This is a genomic window from Pontibacter vulgaris, assembly GCF_022758145.1.
In the GTDB taxonomy this organism is placed as follows: Bacteria; Bacteroidota; Bacteroidia; order Cytophagales; family Hymenobacteraceae; genus Pontibacter; species Pontibacter vulgaris.
The window spans coordinates 407,420-423,273 of the sequence record NZ_JAJVDH010000005.1 but is presented as its reverse complement, the minus strand read 5'-3'; the positions used below and the strand labels follow the sequence as shown (position 1 = coordinate 423,273).

The following is a 15,854-nucleotide window of genomic DNA, read 5'->3' as shown; positions in this document are numbered from 1 at the left end:
TAGCTTTTGATTTCCTAGCTAGCTTTGTCGTTCTTTCTCAGGAATTCAAGTAAAGCTCTTGCATCCTGTTCGTTCACGTTCTGGTTGGTCATCTGTGTTAAGTGCTCAGCCAGTAATTTCTTTGCAGTTGGATCCTGCTTGGTCATCTCTTCCGGGTTAATGATCATGTTCATGATCCACTCCGGTTTGCGACGCTCTGTAACACCGGCAAGGCCAGGGCCTACTACTTTCTGGTCTGATAACTGGTGGCAGGCAGAGCATTTACCTTCAAATAAAGTTTTACCGGTACCAGCCAGCGCTTCATCTATATTTTCGCCTACTTCAACTGTAGTTACCGGGCCTACGCCTTTACCTTCGTCAGCTGCAGCAGTTTGTTCAGTAGCTGCTTCTGTTGCAGGAGCTTCTTCCTGTTGAGCCAGTCCAGGTTCTTGCTGGGCTTCGGTGGCGTTTTCGTTTTCACCTGACGAGCAGCTGAAAAGCATAGCGCTACATAATAATGCAATGGCACTCATTTTCATCGGGCCTTCCAACATACCTCTTAGATTGATACCCGTCTTTTTAATTTTCATGACAGTTAATGTTTAAGTATTGACTCAATTTTGGTGATTGTTTATGAAGCAAAAGTATATGTGATAGCCTGTTAAATAAAAGACCTTAATCTCTTTTAATGATGATATTAATCATTTTTTACCGAACAATGCTACCGGACCTTTGAGCCGAAAGCAGAAGAGATGAAGACATGAAGCGGCTTATCTGGATATTACTCGCAATAGGTACAATAGCTCAGCCACTGAGCAAAACAGGCACTTATTTGCTTTTCCAGGCTAACCGGGCTTACATAGCCAGCCAACTATGCGAGCAGCGGCATTTTCCTCTATCAGACTGCCAGGGAAAATGCTACCTCAAAAAACAATTAAAAAAGGCAGCCGAACGCGAGCAAAAAACGCCGGCAACTCAGAAGCGAACAAGCCCGGACCTCGTCTGCTTAGAAGAAACTTTCCGTTTACGCAGGCCATACCTTCAGCCTGTACCGAAACAGTTAGAGGCACCTTATACTATTAAGAAATACCTCACCCCTGCTTCATACTTCTTTCACCCCCCAGACTTCATGGCCTAGTTCTTAAATGCTTAATGCCACACCGGCACCATTAAAAAATTTCAATACATAAGAGATTCAGTCATGAAAAGAATATTTATACTTATTGCAGCTATCCTATCTATACCTTTTGCCAGCCAGGCCTGCGACGGCGGCTGCACCATGGGAGGCAGTTACTTTGGCATTCTGCCACAGTTTCATAAAAACTTTGCCGGCCTGCGCTATACTAACCGCAGCTATACTATAACTACCACGCACACCCATATGCACGAGGGTATGCCCATGACTCATACCGATATTATTGAGGAAAAGTATAGCACGATGGAAATGTGGGGCCGCTACGTGCCCGCGAAAAATGTGCAGCTGATGGCGTTTGTGCCTTATACTTTTAATGAACAAAGCACTACCCGAGGCAACACGAAGTATGATGGCCTGGGCGATGTTACGGTAATGGCAAACTATACCATCCTGAATACCGGAGATAGCATCAACACAAAATTTAAGCATACCCTGCAATTGGGCGGCGGTGTAAAACTGGCAACCGGAACGCATAAACTCCACCTCAATAACGAAGATTATACTCAGAGTTTACAGCCTGGCTCCGGCAGCACCGACTATATGTTTAACGGTATTTATACTTTGCGCTACGGCAAACTGGGCCTTAACAACGATGTTACCTATCGCATAAACTCAGAGAATGCGGATGGCTACAAATTCGGAGACAGACTAAGCGCCTCTTCAAACCTTTTTTACTGGCAGAATATCGAAAGTATGACCATGCTGCCAAACGCTGGTATTTACTTTGAACATGCCAAAGCAGATGAGCTCGGCAGCGACCATGGCTCACAAATGGGCGGAGACTCATACTATGCTAACCTTGGCCTGAACATGTACATCCGCAAAATTGGCCTGGGCGCTACAGTTCAGCTTCCGCTAAGCACCACCGACGACCATGAGGTTACAAAAGGCAATAGCAGAACCATGGTTAACCTGACCTACCTGTTTTAGAATAACACTCCGTGAAACTACACTCCTGACAGGCAATCAACTAGATCCTGCTTTAAAGCATTCACTTTTATCAACTACTATATTTATCATGAAATACAAAAAACTCTGGCTGGGATTCATTGCCGTGATGGTAGGATCCTTTGCCGTTCTCGGGTACTACGGTTCCGAGATTTACAGACAAGCCCCACCCATACCGGATAAGGTGGTAACAACCTCAGGTAAAGTGATCTTTACAGGACAGGATATACTTGACGGTCAGAATGTATGGCAATCTACCGGCGGCCAGGAACTTGGTTCGGTATGGGGCCATGGTGCCTATGTTGCTCCTGACTGGAGCGCCGATTGGCTGCACAAAGAGGCCATGTACTTTTTAGATACCTGGGCCCAGGAAGCCAAAGGCAGCAAGTATGACGACCTGGATGAAGAAACAAAAGCGCTGCTGCAGGCAAGACTGCAAAAACAGATCCGGGCAAACACGTTTGACCCCGCCACCAATACGCTCACCATTTCAGACCTTCGCGCTGAGGCCATTGCCGGCGTAAGCAGCCATTATACAGGTCTTTTTATGGATGACCCAGCCCTGGCAAAGTATAGAGATGCGTACGCTATGGCCGACAATACCGTAAAGAATCCGGAGCGTATGCGGAAACTTAACGCTTTCTTCTTCTGGACTTCGTGGGCTTGCGTAACCGAACGCCCCGGCATGAGCATTACCTATACAAACAACTGGCCCGCTGAAAAACTGGTAGGCAACCGCCCAAGCAGCGACCTTATCATCTGGACTGGTTTCAGCGTGATCATACTTATTGCCGGTGTTGGCTTACTTGCTTTTTATTATGCCTCCAACAAAGAAGAAGGTATAGACACTTCTAAATTACCGAAGCAAGATCCTTTACTTGGCCTGAAAGCAACGCCATCCATGAAGGCTACATTAAAGTATTTCTGGATCGTAACAGCGCTTATACTTGTGCAGGTAACGCTGGGAGTTGTAACTGCCCACTATGGCGTAGAGGGCCAGGCATTGTATGGTTTCCCGCTTTCAGATTACCTGCCCTACTCCATTACCCGTACCTGGCACGTGCAGTTAGCTATCTTCTGGATTGCAACCTCGTGGCTGGCTACCGGTTTATACATCGCCCCTGCGGTATCGGGCTACGAGCCTAAGTTCCAGCGTTTGGGTGTTAATTTCCTGTTCATCTGTCTGCTTATTATAGTCGCCGGTTCGCTGGCCGGGCAGTGGTATGGTGTTATGCAGAAACTAGGCTACGGCGAAAACTTCTGGTTTGGGCACCAGGGTTATGAATATGTAGATTTAGGACGCTTCTGGCAGATATTCCTGTTAGTTGGCTTGTTCCTGTGGCTCACACTCATGATCCGTGCCATTATACCAGCTTTCAGAAATGATGCAGAAGGCCGCCATTTACTGGGCATGTTCCTGATCTCTTCGGCTGCTATTGCTATTTTCTATGCTTCCGGCCTGATGTGGGGACAACATACTAACCTGGCTATTGCCGAGTACTGGCGCTGGTGGGTAGTGCACCTGTGGGTAGAAGGCTTCTTCGAAGTATTTGCCACCGTGGTTATTGCTTTCCTGTTCGTACGCATGGGCCTGTTGGATACCAAGCTTGCTACCGCTACGGTTTTATTCTCTACCATCATCTTCCTGTTTGGCGGCATTATCGGTACATTCCACCATTTATACTTTAGCGGAACGCCAACTTCGGTAATGGCCCTGGGTGCTACCTTTAGTGCGCTGGAGGTTGTACCGCTAGTACTGATAGGTTTTGAAGCGTACCATAACCTCGAGATCAGCCGGTCTACCCTATGGATGAGAGCTTACAAATGGCCGATCTATAGTTTTATAGCGGTTGCTTTCTGGAACCTGGTAGGTGCCGGTGTATTTGGTTTTGTGATCAACCCGCCAATTGCGCTCTACTACATGCAGGGTCTTAATACCACGCCAGTGCACGGTCATACGGCTTTGTTTGGGGTATACGGTATGTTGGGTATCGGCTTGATGCTGTTCGTGCTGAAAGGCTTGTCGGCCCGCAGACGCTGGAAAGACGGTGTGATAAGCTTTGCTTTCTGGTCCATTAACATTGGCCTGCTGCTGATGGTGCTGATTAGTGTGCTGCCGATTGGTCTGCTGCAAACCTGGGCAAGCGTGGAATATGGTTTATGGTATGCACGCTCTATGGAGTTCATGCAAACCGATACGATGGAAATTCTGCGCTGGCTGCGCGTTGTTGGCGATACCATTTTTGCAGGTGGTGTGCTGGCGCTGGCCTGGTTTGTGATCGGTTTAAAAACTGGGTGGTCTTTGGAAGAAGATGAGGATGTATCTGTAACTGATTACCCAACAGTGCTGGAAAAAGAGAGCGCTCGTTAAGCTCCCTTACAGTTAAAAAAGAGCCTGCCTTTACCGCAATATGTTGGTAGAGGCAGGCACTTTTTATTTAGCGTGATTTTATACTTTATACTTCATTTTATACTTGCCCGATCGATGACGAACGAAGCGTAAGCTATTGTAAATGCGAATACGTTATACCTGCTATTGATTAGCAAAACCAGCTTATATAATTTTAGCGCAGCAATTCGCCCGTTACTTTTAATTTACCTATCTTAAGCAGCAACATCGTTGCCCCCGCCCGCCTCGGGCAAGTGTGCGCTAATCGACGGACTCTGGCAGCTGTAGTTTATTAGTTTAACTTAGAGTGAAACGTGACATCCCGCCACTTGATACCTCGAACTTGCCCGAGGCGAGCGGGCACGCTAATTTGGTCAGGAAGGCATCATTTATCGATTCATTTTATAAAACTTTGTTACATTCTCCATTCTTTAAAATTATCTCAAGAAAGGTATTTCGCTTTCTATTTACAGGACGTTTATACCAGATAAACACATCCCCAAAACAAAAGAAGCAATGCCTGCAGGCATTGCTTCTTTTGTTACTAAAGTATAAAGTATAAACTACAAGCTTATCTCAATTATCTGCGGATTACTCTCCTGCTCTATACTTTTGTTTTTACCGCAATTCTCGCAGCAGCCGGAGCATGGCTTTTTCTTTAACTGGCGGAAAGTAAGTAACGGATACTGGGTATGGTAAGCCATGGTTTTAATGTAATTGCTGCTGAATAAGCGCTTCATCAGGAAATTATCTTGGGTGGCAAGTATAAGCATATCGGCTGTAGCAGCTTCAGCAAAATCACTTATTCCTTCCAGCACATCCTCTTCCTCAAGTAACTTAAAAGCAACATTATGCCCTTGTAACAGCTTCTCTGTCTGCAACATGGCTGCTTTATAGTTAGACAATTGCTGTCGCTCTGCCTGGCCGTATACTTGAACCAGTGTAAGTTTTGCCCCTACCTGCTCTGCAAACGATACGATCTGAAACAACACATGCTCCTCCTGGTCAGTAAAATCGGTGGCAAATACCAGGTTATCGAGATTCTGGAATCTGGCTGTGCAGGGCACCACCATTACCGGGCATGCCACTTTTTCCATAATAGCGGCAGCATGATCGGGGTCGACATGTTCTTCTTCCTGGTGCAGCGGACAAGTCTCCATCAACACCATATCCACACTATAATCCTGTATAACCGAAATAATGCAATCGCTGAGATTACCAGGCCGTACCACACATTCAAACGCCACATTGGCTGTTTTGTGCTGCATCAGCAGGCGCTCGCCAAAGGTTCGTAGTAATTGAATATTCCGGCTTTGCTGGGTAAAGGTCAACTCTTTTGTATGGCTAGCAAGCAGCAGCACTAACTCTGCACCTAATGTGCCTGCCAATTGCCCTGCATAACGCAACAGTTCTTCACTTTCCTTGTTAAACTGCACTGGTACCAGCACGCGCTTCACGTTCTCAGACTTGCACATAGTTTTAATAATTGTTTGGTGTTATTGATAATTTTAAACCCTGACAATTGCCAGATTTCAGTATTTATACATTACTGCGGCTTTTTGCAGCAACTCATTTCAGTTTTATGCTGGGCAGTTACCACCACTTTAGGGCTCAAGTATGGAATGCCGAGGCTAAGGCCGCGCACGATGAAAAGTATAGCTAAGGTCATACCTACATAAGGCACCACCCGGTTAAATGTGCTGCGCAGTTTTAGGCTGATAAGCTTGCCCGAAAGCGATACCAGGAACATGAGCGGAAAAGTACCGAAGCCGAACAACATCATGTAAAGCATGGCTCCTCCTATGCCCGGTGCACTGATAGCGCCTGCCAGTGCAATGTATACAAAGCCGCAAGGCAACAGCCCGTTCAGCAGCCCCACCATAAACAATGCGCCAAGTGAGTTTTTCTGGAAGTAATAACCCAATGTATGACGCACCCAGCTCATTAATTTATCTGTTCCCATTAAGCTCGCAGCTTTGCCTTTTAGCACTGCCGGCAGTACCAGCAACAGAAGTATAAGCACACCGGAAACTATAGAAACTGTTTGCTGCAGCCCTGCCATTTCAAGCGACTGCCCGAAAGCGCCTGCAAGTGCACCTAATAGCGAGTAAGTTGTAATTCTCCCCCCATTGTACAGGAGCCGGCCAACGTAGTAACGCCAGCCGCTGCTCCCGCCAAATGGTAAGGCCATGGCTATGGGGCCGCACATCCCCACGCAATGGAAACTGCCTAGAATACCGAATAAAAATCCTGCCCAGATCATGATGCGGTTACTTTATCTGTATGGTTTTTTCGGAATAATATGTCTCGTTGCCTGCACTGAAATTGATGCGAACTTTCCAGAGACCTTTCTCCAGTTTATCAGTTTCAATCAGTTGGCTTTGGTCGCGGCCAAGCTGCAGGGGTATGTTCTGGTCCAGCTTATCATCAGATGGGCGAAACAGATCAACAGTTCCGTTTACACTTTGACCAGCAAAGGATTCCGGCAACTGTATAAGTATGGATTGCTTTTCAGGGTTATAGTTTATCGCCACATCGCCAGCAGCTTTTGTGCGGTCCAGGGTATTAATGTGGTCCTGGTACTTAATCTCCTGTTCGTAGTAGTTTTTGCTTACAAGGTCTACATCCTGGTTCATGGCTTTATACACGAAAAAGGCAATGTATCCCATAAAGAGCACCATAGCGCCTATAATTGCATAAGGCCATAAGGTGAAACTTTTATTTTTATCCGAAGTTGTCATTTGAATGTCTGTTTAATGTTCCTTTTCCCTTGCGAGGAGAACTTATACTTACTTTGCCGGGGCCAGGAATTTGGTATCCTGCGTCGTGATCAGTTCATCGCCAAAGTATACCCCGATCTCAACTTCCGAATTCATACCTTTCAGTTGTTCTTTTGGTATCTCGGCAAAAAACACACCCTCTACAATGCCCTGTGCCGGTAACAGCAACTCGCTTCCAATCACTTTTATAGTTCCCTGCTTGTTTAACAGTTTCAGGGTAAGAGGCATGTCGTGGTTAGTTTTGTTGATGACAGAGATGTTGTAGAGGTTTTTAATGTGCCCCTGCTCTGTTTTCTGGTATAGCTGGCCCGGCGTTCGCAGTATAGTTGCCTCTGCTTCGTCACGAATCAGTAATAAGGTAGAAAGTGCAGTCAGAAGTATAACCAGCACAGCTGTATAACCTAGTACACGTGGCGTAAAGAATGTCCACTTCTTCCCTGCTTCAATGGCCTCTTCAGACTCGTAGCGGATCAGGCCTTCCGGCTTCTCAATCATCCGCATAATATCGTTGCAGGCATCTATGCAGGCGGTGCAGTTAATACACTCCAGCTGCTGCGCTCCGTTTCGGATATCTATACCTGTAGGGCAAACCTGCACACACTGATTACAGTCAATACAATCGCCTTCGGTGCGCTCCTGGTTTTTGCGGAGCTTACCGCGCGGTTCGCCACGGCCATAATCGTAGGCTACTACCAGTGTTTTCTTATCCTGCATTACGCCCTGCAAGCGGCCGTAAGGGCAAACAATGGTACAAACCTGCTCCCGGAAATAGGCAAACACCCAGTAAAATGTTCCTGTAAAGGCAAGCAGCATACCAAAGCCGGCCAAGTGGTTAAGGGGTCCTTCAGTTATAACTTTCTGAAGCTCGTCGATACCAATTACATAGGCCAGGAAGGTATTGGAAACTATAAAGGAGATAAGCAGGAAGATGGCTGTTTTGGTACCTTTCTTCAAAATCTTCTCTGTATTCCAGGGCATTTTATTCAGGGCTTTCTGCTTGGTATAGTCGCCTTCTATGGCATATTCTATCCTGCGGAAAACCATCTCCAGGAAAATAGTTTGCGGACATACCCAGCCACAAAAGATGCGCCCGTAGATTACCGTAAAAAGTATGATAAAAACTACTATGGCCAGGAAAGCCAGTACAAGTATAAAGAAGTCCTGTGGCCAGAAAAGCACACCAAAGATCACGAACTTGCGCTCTACTACATTAAGCAGAAGTATGGGTAAGCCGTTTATTTTTATGAAGGGTCCTGCAAATAACAGTGTCAGCAGTAAGTAGCTAACATATTTGCGGTGATTGTATAGTTTGCCTTTCGGTTTTTTCGGGTACACCCAAACGCGTTTCCCCTGTTCATCTACCGTAGAGATGTGGTCCCGAAATTCATCGGTTGGTTTTGTTTTTGTTGCCATGGCAGTGGTAATTTGTGCGGATATTATTCCTGCCTGATATTTAAAAATTGAAAATTTGAGAACTTAGCGATTATTAAATCTGCCAGTACAAAATTCCAAAATTGGCCTTTCCTAAAAGATGACCAAAATCATATTCTGAAGTGATTGTAGTCAGTAATAACAGCTCATGGCAGTTTTGCCCCTGCACTTTATACTTGCCAGGCCAGTATTACCTGTAAATAAAAAAAGTTGCAGGCGCTTACGTACAAGCACCCACAACTTTCAAAAAACCCACATCTTAATTTTACTTTTTCTCTCCTTGTGGCGCTTTGCCATTAGCTGGTTTAGAACCCTGCAAAGACAATATGTAGCTAGATACTTCAAGTATCTGATCTTTGGTTAGTTTACCCTGCCAAGGCACCATACCTTTGGCCGGTACACCATACTTCACAGTCTTGAAGATCTCGTTCACATCGCCGCCGTGCAGCCAGTACTCATCCGTTAAGTTTGGGCCTACTGTACCTTCCGCGTTCTGGCCGTGGCAGGCAGCACAGTTCTGCGTAAAAGTTTTTTTACCATTTTCCAATGCAGTGGCATCGGTCAGTGCTTTATAGTCTGTTACAGCATTCGGATCGTCAACGGTTTTAGAAGCAAGTATAGCGGCCTCTTCAACTTCCATGTTATATTCCTCTGCTTGCAACGTACCAGTTTTAAACACGTGGAAGTGCAACATATAACCGATCGCAAACACGATGCTAACATAGAACATGGTTTTCCACCAGGGCGGCAGGTCGTTGTCGTACTCCTGTATGCCATCAAAATCATGGTTAGAGTGGATCACATCTTTCGCTTTACCTGTCATCAGGGTTGTATCGCCACGCATCAGAAACAGCACACGGCCGGCAAACGAGTTGCGGAAATCTTCATCATGGATAGAATCTCCTAACATGGGCACAAACAGGCGGAACAGCATTACAAGTACCAGTATGGTAAGCAGAATAATAGCTGTTGCCAAAGCAAATGTAAACAGAAGCACTGGTGGCAGGTCCAGAAACGCTACATCTTCTGCAGGCGCTGCTTCTGTTGCGGCCTTGTCGGTAGATGCTGGTGTAGCAGGTGCTGCAGCCGCTACCTCGGCAGGCTTATCGCTTTGCTCTTTTATATAAGCGATTACGTTGGCGATGTCATCTTTCGAAAGCGAACCTTCAAAAGCCGGCATCGGCACTTTGTTAAATTTCTCGAAGAGCGCTACCGCATCTTTGTCGCCGGCCTGCACCAGCGCCTGCGAGTTGCTGATAAATTTCACCAGCCATTCGTCGCCACGGCGTTTGTGCGCATCTTTCAGGGCTGGGCCAACTACATCGGCATCTATACTATGGCAGGCGGTGCAATTGCCTTCAAAAACTTTTTTACCTGCCACGGCATCCTGCGCCTGTGCCGGGTTTCCGGCTGTCAGCAGCAAACCGGCTACCAGGGCCAGCGCGCCATTTCTGAATTTACTTCTTAGAGAGATCATTGTTTGTTACCTCCTACAATTGCGTGTGTTTCGTCTTCAGGTGTACAGGCAAAGCTGCTCATGGCCTGCACGTACTTCTTGTCCATCAGGGCTACATAAACCAACAGGCCCAGGAAAAACAGGAAGAAGATAGAAAACGAGATAAGCGGATATATTTCGATGCCGTCTATGGCTTGCAAAACGTTCTTGTACATTTTATTAGATTTTAGATGTTAGTAATTAGAAGCTAGATTCTCTACAGCAGGCACTTAAGTCTATTGTCTAAAATCTAGCGTCTAAAATCTATTTTACTCTTCCGTTTTCACTTTAATGTCAGTACCCAGGCGTTGCAGGTAGGCGATCAGGGCTACAATTTCTGCGTTCGGTTTCACCTCCAGTCCTTCTTTTGCAAGATCAGCGGTGATGGTATTAGCCTGCTTCATCAGCTCCTCATTCGCATTGGCAATGTAGTCATCCTCGTAAGGCACACCCAGCTTCTTCAGTACTTCCAGTTTATCTTTAGTAGTGTTCAGGTCAATTTCCTGCTCAAACAACCACGGGTAAGATGGCATAATAGAACCCGGCGACATAGAAGTAGGATCGAGCATGTGGTGGTAGTGCCATGAGTTAGGATACTTGCCTCCCACTCTGTGAAGATCCGGACCAGTTCGTTTAGAGCCCCACAGGAAGTTGTGATCGTACACGAACTCACCTGCTTTAGAATATTCCCCATAGCGTTCGGTTTCAGAGCGGAACGGGCGAACCATTTGTGTGTGGCAGTTAACGCAACCTTCTTTTATGTACAGGTCACGACCTTGCAGCTCAAGTGAAGTATAAGGTTTTACACTGGCAATAGTTGGCACATTCGACTTGATCACGAAGGCAGGTATAAACTCTACCAGACCACCTATAAGTATAGCTACTGTAGCGAAAATGGCCATTTGCGTAGGACGCTTCTCAATCCAGCTGTGCCAGTGGCCGGCATTGTGGCTTTGCTCGGTTACTTTAGCCGGAGCAACAGCAGCTTCGTTTGAAACCAGTGTACCAGACTTAACTGTTTTGTACAGGTTAAATACCATGATGAACACACCACTCAGGTAAAGCACACCACCAATACCACGCATGTAGTACATTGGTACGATCTGTAGTACCGTTTCCAGGAAGTTAGAGTACTGGAGTGTACCTTCTGCTGTAAACTGTTTCCACATCAAACCTTGCGTAAAACCAGCCCAGTACATAGGTATAGCATAGAAAAGTATACCCAACGTGCCTAACCAGAAGTGCGCATTGGCCAGTTTTTTAGAGTGTAATTGTGTATTATAAAGGCGTGGGAACAACCAGTACAGCATGGCAAAGGTCAGGAAGCCGTTCCAGCCAAGGGCACCCACGTGTACGTGTGCTACTATCCAGTCAGTAAAGTGGGCAATAGCGTTGACATTTTTCAAAGAAAGCATCGGGCCTTCAAAAGTTGCCATACCGTAAGCCGTAATGGCAACAACCATAAACTTCAGGATAGGCTCTTCGCGTACTCTATCCCAGGCTCCGCGCAGTGTAAGCAAACCGTTGATCATACCACCCCAGCTTGGAGCAATCAGCATAACAGAGAAAGCAACACCCAGCGACTGTGCCCAGTCAGGCAGAGAAGTATAAAGCAAGTGGTGCGGACCAGCCCAGATATAGATAAAGATCAGCGACCAGAAGTGAATGATAGACAAGCGGTAAGAGTATACCGGGCGGTTAGCAGCCTTAGGCAGGAAGTAGTACATCAGGCCCAGGAAAGGCGTTGTTAAGAAGAACGCAACCGCGTTATGGCCATACCACCACTGCACCAGCGCATCCTGCACACCCGCATAACCAGAGTAGCTCTTGAAGAAGTTAACCGGCATTTCGTAAGAGTTTACAATGTGCAGCACGGCAACTGTCAGGAAGGTAGCAATATAGAACCAGATGGCAACATACATGTGCTTTTCGCGGCGTCTGGCAAGTGTACCAAACATGTTCCAACCAAACACTACCCATACCAGCGTAATAGCAATATCAATTGGCCACTCCAGCTCAGCATACTCTTTAGAAGTTGTCATACCCAGCGGAAGCGTGATAACTGCAGAAACGATGATCAGCTGCCAGCCCCAGAAATTAATCCTGCTAAGCAGGTCTGAGTACATGCGGGTTTTGCAAAGGCGCTGCAACGAGTAGTACACGCCCATAAAGATGGCGTTGCCCACAAAAGCAAAAATTACAGCGTTGGTATGCAAAGGCCTAACGCGACCAAATGTTGTATACTGTGTGCCCATGTTCACATCCGGGTTTGCCAGCTGGAAGGCAATTATTACCCCGATCAGCATACCGGCAATACCCCAGAAAACAGTGGCTATACCAAAATCGCGGACGATCTTATTATCATAAAAGAACGCCTCGGTTACTCCTTGCTTATTACCTCTTGGCGGGGCAATGCTTTCCGGAGAATTTTCTAAGACTTCAGCTACATTAGTTGACATGTGCGGTGTCCTCCATTGGTTTAGATATTCTAATTATTGTGATGTTTTTGTGTTTTTTCGACTGTACAAAATTGGTAAAGAAGCGCCTTAGAAAAGATGATTAATGTCATCTTAAGAAGTGATTGTAATCAGCCGGAGTGGCTTTGTTTGTTGAAGTTTACCCCGCCGCCGGAATGACAACCAAAGGTATAAACAGCTAAAAAACAGTGGACTGAGCGTTGTAATCAACTATAAACCAGGCTTTATACTAGTAAGAATAATTGCAGATCATTAAAACCCGGAGCAGGTACAGGCACAGGTTTACCTTAGCCAGCTTTAAAACAAGGCTATGGTAAACCTGCCCGGATTATACTTTATAAATTTATACTTTGTCGGGTGCGGGCTTGCTTTTAACAGCTGTACCTTCGTTCTCGAATAGCATGCGCACAGCGGGTGTGTAGTCGTCGTCGTACTGGCCGGAGCGAACTGCCCACAAAAAAGCGCCCAGGAAAAGGCCTGCTACCGTTACGCTTATACCTATAAGTAAGAATATGATGAACATGGCTTTATCAATTAAGAATTGGGAATTAAGAATCAGGAATTATAAGCCGGCGCGTTTGGCAGCTATCTTAACAGAAAGGGTTGCGAAAACGATAACACTAAGCGAACTGATCGGCATAAGTATAGCCGACACTATTGGAGAGAAAAGCCCCTGCACAGCCAGTGTTAACCCGATAACATTATAAACCAGCGACACGGCAAATGTGGCAAGTATGATGTTCATGGTCTTTCTAGAGAAGCTCAGGAACTTGCTCAGTTTGTCGAAAGCGGTGGCATCTAATATAGCATCGCAGGACGGCGAGAAGTTGGTAATGCTGTTGGTAAGGGCTATACCTGCATCGCTTTGCTTCAGGGCGCCGGCATCGTTTAAGCCATCGCCAACCATAAGTACCTGGTGATGTTGCTCTTTCAGGCTTTGGATATACTCCAGTTTCTGAACCGGCGACTGGTTAAAGCTTAGCTCTGCCTCTTCACCCAGTAACTCTTTCAGGCGCACTTCTTCGTGGTTATTATCTCCTGAAAGTACAGCTATCTTCTTGTCGTTTAGGTCGTGCAGTATTTCTTTCAGACCATGGCGGTACACGTTAAAGAAAGTATAATAGCCCAGCACCACGCCGTCCAGCGACACATACACGGTAGTTTTGAGCGCATCTTTAGCTTTTTCGACTGGCACACCCAGGTATGCTGCAGAACCAACGCGAACCAGTTGGCCGTTCACTTCGCCCGACAAACCTTTACCGGCAAACTCCTGGAAATTATGCACTTCCAGTGGCTCACCTTTCAGATCCTGGCTTATGCGCTGGCTAAGCGGGTGCGTGGAGTGGCGCAACACCGAAAGTATAGTGCGCTCCTGCTCTGGCGTTAAGGCTTTACCAGTATAAGAAACTTCGGCAGCACTTGGCTCAGTTAGCGTTCCGGTCTTGTCAAAAACTACGGTGTCTATTTTGGCCAGCGTTTCTACTACAGCAGTATTTTTAAGGTAGAATTTATTTTTACCGAATACCCGCAACGTGTGGCCGTGCACAAACGGAGTGGCCAGCGATAAAGCGCAGGGGCAGGCAATAATAAGCACCGATGTGAAGGCTTTCATGGCCATATCCATATCACGCGGTACCCAGTAAACAAGCGCGCCGGCAGCAACTATAAGCGTAACTATTATAAACCATTTACCTGCTACATTGGCGTATGTACCAACCGATTTTTCCTCGTTTTTAGAGAACACGCTGTCATTCCAGAGCTGCGTCAGGTAACCCTGCGATACTTCTTTCACTACTTCCAGCTCCACGCTCTCTCCTACCTGGCGGCCACCGGCGTAAATTACTTCACCTACAACTTTTTCCACCGGGTCCGATTCACCAGATACAAAGCTGTAATCGATCATGGCGGAACCTCTCAGAAGTATAGCATCGGCAGGAATAAGTTCCTGGTTTCTCAGGCGTATTCTATCACCCACTTTCAGGTTACGCACCGCCACCGATTCTTCCTCGCCATTCTCTTTCAGCACTGTTACCGATACCGGAAAGTATGAAGTATAATCTCTGTCGAAGGAAAGCGTATCATAGGTCTTCTGCTGAAAATATTTACCGATCAGCATAAAGAATACAAGGCCAGTGAAGGAATCGAGGTAGCCTGGGCCTGTTGCAGTAAAAATCTGGTACAAGCTCACACAGAACAGCGCCAGCAAGCCCATCGCAATTGGCAAATCGATGTTTACCATACGCTGCTTTATACCTTCTATGGCCGAGGTAAAGAAACCGCGCGCACTGTACAGGAAAACAGGTATGGAAAGTATAAGGCTGAGGTAAGCAAAGAAAGCTCCGAAGCTGCGCTGCAGGCTGTCGGTAACGGCCAGGTAATCCGGGAAGGCCAGCAGCATAACGTTACCAAAACAAAAGCCAGCTATACCTAATTTATAGATAATGCTGCGGTCCTGCGTCTTGGTTTTCTTGCCATCGGTATCGGCTAAGGTAATGGCAGGCTCATAACCGATTCTGGCCAGCAACTGTACCACCTCGCGCAAAGTTGTGCGCTGGTGAAAATATGTAATAGCTACTTCTTTGCGAAGAAAATTAACGGTAGTTTCAGCTACGCCCGGGTTCAGCTTGAACAGGTTTTCGAGTAGCCAGATACAGGAACTGCAGTGCATCTGCGGAATATAGAACGTGAGCTTGCAGATCGAGTCGTTGCGGAAACTGATGAGTTGGGCTTCTACGCCGGCATCGTCGAGGTAAGCAAAGCGCGACTCGGCTACCGGCTGTTTGCCCGTGATGCCAGGATTTTGTTCCAGCGAGTAATAAGTGCAAAGGTTATTTTCTTCCAGCAGCTCATATACCGTTTTGCAGCCATCGCAGCAGAACACTTTTTCGTGGGCAACTATAGGTTGGTCGTTGCAGGAATCCCCGCAATGGTAACATGTCTGAATATTGGTTTGGAGTGCGGTTTCCATCTCAATCTCTTTAAAATTATACACAAAGTTAGCCGCAGCCCTAAAGAGAAAGGATGACCGAAATCATTTTTGGATATGACTGTTGTCAGTGCCCAGCGTGTAAAAATGCAAGACATTTGTAATGTAAATCAGCCACATAGAGAGGCGTTTACCTGCAAGTATAAACCCGGCGCTGGAAAGTATAAAAACCAC

Annotated in this window: 13 protein-coding genes; 3 read left to right on the top strand and 10 right to left on the bottom strand. The window is 46.4% G+C overall.

Annotated features, from left to right (window positions below; all coding sequences use genetic code 11):
• Positions 1-14: 14 nt before the first annotated feature.
• Positions 15-569, bottom strand: coding sequence for a c-type cytochrome (locus LWP20_RS14220; RefSeq protein ID WP_242928823.1), 555 nt, complete (start codon positions 567-569; stop codon positions 15-17).
• Between the two features lie 170 nt (positions 570-739).
• Between LWP20_RS14220 and LWP20_RS14215 the strand changes: the two genes are divergently transcribed.
• The 3 genes from LWP20_RS14215 to LWP20_RS14205 all read left to right on the top strand — a co-directional run bounded on the left by LWP20_RS14215 (position 740) and on the right by LWP20_RS14205 (position 4,493).
• Positions 740-1,117: a hypothetical protein gene (locus LWP20_RS14215; RefSeq protein WP_242928822.1), complete on the top strand. Its 378-nt coding sequence runs from the start codon at positions 740-742 to the stop codon at positions 1,115-1,117.
• A gap of 63 nt (positions 1,118-1,180) precedes the next feature.
• Positions 1,181-2,104, top strand: a complete 924-nt coding sequence (locus LWP20_RS14210) for a hypothetical protein (RefSeq protein WP_242928821.1) — start codon at positions 1,181-1,183, stop codon at positions 2,102-2,104.
• Between the two features lie 88 nt (positions 2,105-2,192).
• Positions 2,193-4,493 carry a nitric-oxide reductase large subunit gene (locus tag LWP20_RS14205; protein WP_242928820.1) on the top strand — a complete coding sequence of 767 codons (2,301 nt, stop codon included), beginning with the start codon at positions 2,193-2,195 and terminating at the stop codon, positions 4,491-4,493.
• 581 nt (positions 4,494-5,074) lie between these two features.
• Here LWP20_RS14205 and LWP20_RS14200 read toward each other — a convergent pair.
• The 9 genes from LWP20_RS14200 to LWP20_RS14160 all read right to left on the bottom strand — a co-directional run bounded on the left by LWP20_RS14200 (position 5,075) and on the right by LWP20_RS14160 (position 15,662).
• Entirely contained in the window at positions 5,075-5,986 is a 912-nt protein-coding gene (locus tag LWP20_RS14200) for a universal stress protein (RefSeq protein WP_242928819.1), read from the bottom strand.
• A 71-nt stretch (positions 5,987-6,057) separates the two neighbouring features.
• Positions 6,058-6,774, bottom strand: a complete 717-nt coding sequence (locus LWP20_RS14195; protein ID WP_262914599.1) for a sulfite exporter TauE/SafE family protein — start codon at positions 6,772-6,774, stop codon at positions 6,058-6,060.
• 7 nt (positions 6,775-6,781) lie between these two features.
• Positions 6,782-7,252 carry a FixH family protein gene (locus LWP20_RS14190; protein ID WP_242928817.1) on the bottom strand — a complete coding sequence of 157 codons (471 nt, stop codon included), beginning with the start codon at positions 7,250-7,252 and terminating at the stop codon, positions 6,782-6,784.
• Between the two features lie 48 nt (positions 7,253-7,300).
• Positions 7,301-8,704: a cytochrome c oxidase accessory protein CcoG gene (ccoG, locus tag LWP20_RS14185; protein WP_242928816.1), complete on the bottom strand. Its 1,404-nt coding sequence runs from the start codon at positions 8,702-8,704 to the stop codon at positions 7,301-7,303.
• Positions 8,705-8,987: 283 nt separating this feature from the next.
• Positions 8,988-10,199 (bottom strand): c-type cytochrome, encoded by a 1,212-nt coding sequence (locus tag LWP20_RS14180; protein ID WP_242928815.1) that lies wholly within the window; start codon positions 10,197-10,199, stop codon positions 8,988-8,990.
• On the bottom strand, positions 10,196-10,393 hold the full coding sequence (locus LWP20_RS14175) for a hypothetical protein (RefSeq protein WP_242928814.1): 198 nt from the start codon (positions 10,391-10,393) through the stop codon (positions 10,196-10,198). The genes LWP20_RS14180 and LWP20_RS14175 overlap by 4 nt, the downstream gene beginning before the upstream one ends.
• A gap of 93 nt (positions 10,394-10,486) precedes the next feature.
• Positions 10,487-12,676, bottom strand: coding sequence for a cytochrome-c oxidase, cbb3-type subunit I (gene ccoN, locus LWP20_RS14170; protein WP_242928813.1), 2,190 nt, complete (start codon positions 12,674-12,676; stop codon positions 10,487-10,489).
• Positions 12,677-13,037: 361 nt separating this feature from the next.
• Complete coding sequence (gene ccoS / locus LWP20_RS14165) at positions 13,038-13,217, bottom strand: cbb3-type cytochrome oxidase assembly protein CcoS (RefSeq protein ID WP_242928812.1); 180 nt, start codon at positions 13,215-13,217, stop codon at positions 13,038-13,040.
• 39 nt (positions 13,218-13,256) lie between these two features.
• On the bottom strand, positions 13,257-15,662 hold the full coding sequence (locus tag LWP20_RS14160; RefSeq protein WP_242928811.1) for a heavy metal translocating P-type ATPase: 2,406 nt from the start codon (positions 15,660-15,662) through the stop codon (positions 13,257-13,259).
• Positions 15,663-15,854: the final 192 nt, after the last annotated feature.